The sequence below is a fragment of the Amycolatopsis sp. NPDC033938 genome, from assembly GCF_055575975.1.
The window spans coordinates 1-3,734 of sequence record NZ_JBVIRO010000003.1; the positions used below are offsets into that span (position 1 = coordinate 1).

Sequence of the window (3,734 nt, forward strand, 5' to 3'; positions counted from 1 at the left end):
CTCAGCCGAGGAAACTCGACCTTCACACCTTCCCCAGTACATGATGGCCCCCTTCCCCGCGCCTAGCGCAAGGAAGGGGGCCATCATGTACCTCATGCCAGCAAGTCAGCAGGACACGGGTAGGTACCTAAGAGAGGGTTCGCTCTGACCGGAAAATACCCGGGCAGCTGCCTCCGCTTCGTGCCCTGTGCGACGTAAAATCGCAGGTACTGACCCGCGTCCCATGATCGAGCCCCTCTCGATGATCATGTACCAGACGCAGAAGGGGCGGCGGGACGAGCGCGCCCTTTTCACGTCTGCAAGACGTCACCGAAGGGGCCACAAGGACTAACCCGAAACGCCACTCACGACCTTCAGGATTCCCCGAGGTAGGCGGAGTGCAGGGTGCCGGGGGAGTCCAGCAGGCCTTGGGCTGAACCCGCGTAGGTGACCCGCCCCGAGGACACCACCAGAGCGTCACTCGCCACGCCGAGCGCCAGGTGGGTGAACTGCTCGACGAGCAGGATCGCCGCGCCTTCCTCGGCGAACCGGGTCACCATCGGCAGCAGCCGGGTGAACACCACCGGCGCGAGCCCGAGTGACATCTCGTCGATCAGCAGAAACGACGGCCGCGCGGCGAACGCGCGGGCCAGCACCACCATCTGCTGTTCCCCGCCGCTGAGCAGCGCCGCCGGGGAATCACGGCGTTTCTCCAGTTCGGGGAACAAGCCGAACAGCTCGTCGGCCCGTGCGCGGGTGCGGGCGGTCAGCGTCAGGTTCTCCAGCACGGTCAGTCCGCCGAACACCGCGCGTCCCTGCTCGATATGCGCCAGACCGCGCCGCGCGCGGGCAACGCGCGACTGCTTCGTGATGTCATCCTGTCCGATGTGGACGGTCCCGGCCGAGGCGGGGACGACGCCGGAGACCGCCTCCAGCAGACTGGTCTTCCCGGCGCCGTTGGGCCCGACGAGCGCGGTGATCCGGCCCGGCTCCAGCGTCAGATCGACGCCGGAGATCACCGGCCCGGCACCGCGGGTGACCGTCAGTCCCGCTATCCGCAAAGCGTTCACAGCAGCTCCGTTTCACCCATGTACGCCTTGAGCACGGCCGGATCGGCGAGCACCTCGGCCTGGGGGCCGGAGGCCAGGACGCGGCCGAAGTCGAGGACGGTGATCGTGTCGCAGACCGACCGAACCAGGTCGAGGTCGTGCTCGATGAGCAGCACGGACACCCCGAAGCGCGCGGGAACCTGCCGCAGCCGTTCCCCGAACGCGACGTGCTCCTCGTGCGGGAGCCCGGCGGCGGGCTCGTCCAGCAGCAGGACGCGCGGTTTCGCCAGCAGATGCCCGACGACCTCGACCAGCCTGCGCGCGCCGACGTCCACTCGTGACAGCGGGGTGCGGGCGGTGGGGCAGCCGAAGAAGTGCAAGGCGTCCCCGATCTCGTCGGCGGTGAGGCGACGCCTGGCGAGGAACTTCAGGTACGCGCCGACCGTCAGGCCCGGCGGCACACGGTCCTGCTGGAACGTCCGGCGCAGCCCGGCGCGGGCCCGGTTCGACGGTGACCCGGTCAACGGCCTGCCGCCGAGTTCGACCACGCCCTCCGCGTTCGGCAGGAAACCGCTGATCGCGTCGACCAGCGTCGACTTGCCCGCCCCGTTGGGACCGATCACCCCGAGCACGCCGTGTTCCGGCACCGCGATGTCCACTGAGGACAGTGCGGCCACATGTCCGAAGTTCACGCTCAGCCCGCGCACGACGAGCACGGGCGGACCGGGCGGCGTGGACTCGATGTCCGCGGTTCCGGAAGCGAGGTCGAGTTTCGCCGGTTCCTTTGTGGACCGCCGGTACCAGACCTGCCGCACGGTCGTGCCCAGGTTCCCGCCACTGGCCAGTGCCTGGACGCCGAGCACCCCGAAGACCACGAAACCCCAGTCCTGTGGGACTCCCCAGCGTTTCAGCAACTCCGGCACACCGACCCACAACACCGCGCCGAACACGGCCATGTCGATCAGATGCGCCCCGGACATGATCGCCAGCACGTACAGCGCCAGCGACTGGATCGCGGTGAAACTGGCCGGGAAGGCGAGCCCGACCTGCCCGGTGAGCAGGCCGCCGCTGATCCCGCCCAGGGTGGCGCTCACCGCGAACGCGGTCAGCTTCGACGACCGGACACTGGTGCCGGCGGCCGCCGTCCCCCGTTCGGAGAACGCCACCGCCTGCCACGCGCTGCCCCAGCGGCCGCGGCGCAGGAAGTACACGGCCAGGCAGCACAGCACCAGCACCACCACGGCGAGCAGGAAGTAGGACCGGTCGTCGGAGAAGGCGTCCGGCCGCTCGACCGAGATCCCGCCGGAGACACCGGGGAACTGCAGCTGCACCAGCGCGAGGTCGGCCGCGGCGGCGAGCCCCAGCGTGACGACGGCGAGGTTGATCCCGCGCAGCCGCAACGCCGGGAGGCCGACGAGCACCCCGACCACCCCGGCGGCGAGACCGCCGAGCAGCAACCAGGTGAGGAACCCACCGGGCGCCTGTGCCTCGTTCAGCGCGGACACCGTCCAGGCACCTACGGCGCCGAAAGTCAGCTGGCACAGGGAGATCATCCCCGCGCTGCCGGTGACCACGCCCAGCCCGAGCAACGAGATCCCGGCGACCACGGCACTCATGCCGAGGTAGACGAAGTACCCGTCGAGTCCGACGCTCAGGCCGTAGCCTGCCGCGATCGCCGCCAGCGCGACCACGAACGGAATCCCGCGTTCAGCGAGCCGCATCCCACACCTCCTTGCGCTGCGACCACAGCAGCAACGCGACGATCACCACGAACGGCAGGAAGTACCGCACCACCGAAAGGCCGTCGACCTGCGCGGCCGCGCCCTGGAGCAGACCGAGGCCCAGTCCGCCCGCGACCGCGAGGTCGAGGCGGCGGAACCCGCCGAGCAGGGCCGCCGCGGCGGCCGGGACCACCAGCATCGCCAGCGACGTCGCGTCGTTCGACTGCGAGGGCGCGACGATCGAGATGACCAGCGTGCTGACCACCCCGGTGACCGCCCAGACCGCGATGCTGAGCCGTTTCGCCGGGATGCCCAGCAGCTCGGCCGTCGTCGGCCGTTCCGAAAGCGCCCGGAGCTGGACCCCCGCCGACGTCCGGGCCAGCACGATCCGGCTGGCCACCGCCACCAGCACCGCCAGCGCGACGGTGACCACGGTGACCTGGCTGATCACCACGCCGCCGACCGTGACCGCCGGACCGTCGAGGATCGGATGGAACGGCTGCGGTTTGTTGCCGAACAGGATGAACGACACCGAGATCAGCAGGAGCAGCACCGCCACGGTGACCGCCGAGCGGGTGCCGGTGTCGGCTTCGGCGAGCCAGGTGGACACGATCCAGCCGAGCAGCGCGCTGAGCAGACCGCCGAGCAGGATCCCCGCCACCGTGGCGAGCCAGGTCGGCAACCCCCAGCCGACGGACAGGAACACCGCGACGTAGCACCCGAACATCCCGGTGGCCGACTGGGCGAAGTTGACCACCCGCACCAAGCGCGACATCAGCGTCAGGCACACCGCCAGTACCGCGTACAGTCCGCCGGCGGCCAAGCCTGCCAGCGCTCCCTGCAGCATCGAATCCTCCTGTGTGAGGGGGAGGGCAGGGTGCGTGGTGGGTTGCGGTGGTGGGGGGTTTGGGGGTTGGGTTGTTATCGGGAAAAGCCAAAACACGCCTCCCGACCAGCCGCCAGCGGGGGGGGCCATTGATAGTTT

3 protein-coding genes are annotated in these 3,734 nt (G+C 69.8%); all 3 read right to left on the reverse strand.

Annotated features, from left to right (window positions below):
- Positions 1–353: 353 nt before the first annotated feature.
- The 3 genes from ACZ5ZX_RS10020 to ACZ5ZX_RS10030 are packed head-to-tail and all read right to left on the reverse strand — an operon-like array spanning position 354 to position 3,596.
- Positions 354–1,049 carry an ABC transporter ATP-binding protein gene (locus ACZ5ZX_RS10020; protein ID WP_465501644.1) on the reverse strand — a complete coding sequence of 232 codons (696 nt, stop codon included), beginning with the start codon at positions 1,047–1,049 and terminating at the stop codon, positions 354–356.
- Complete coding sequence (locus ACZ5ZX_RS10025; protein ID WP_465501645.1) at positions 1,046–2,749, reverse strand: branched-chain amino acid ABC transporter ATP-binding protein/permease; 1,704 nt, start codon at positions 2,747–2,749, stop codon at positions 1,046–1,048. The genes ACZ5ZX_RS10020 and ACZ5ZX_RS10025 overlap by 4 nt, the downstream gene beginning before the upstream one ends.
- Positions 2,736–3,596, reverse strand: coding sequence for a branched-chain amino acid ABC transporter permease (locus ACZ5ZX_RS10030; RefSeq protein ID WP_465501646.1), 861 nt, complete (start codon positions 3,594–3,596; stop codon positions 2,736–2,738). Before ACZ5ZX_RS10030 ends, ACZ5ZX_RS10025 begins: the two co-directional genes overlap by 14 nt.
- Between the last annotated feature and the right edge of the window lie 138 nt (positions 3,597–3,734).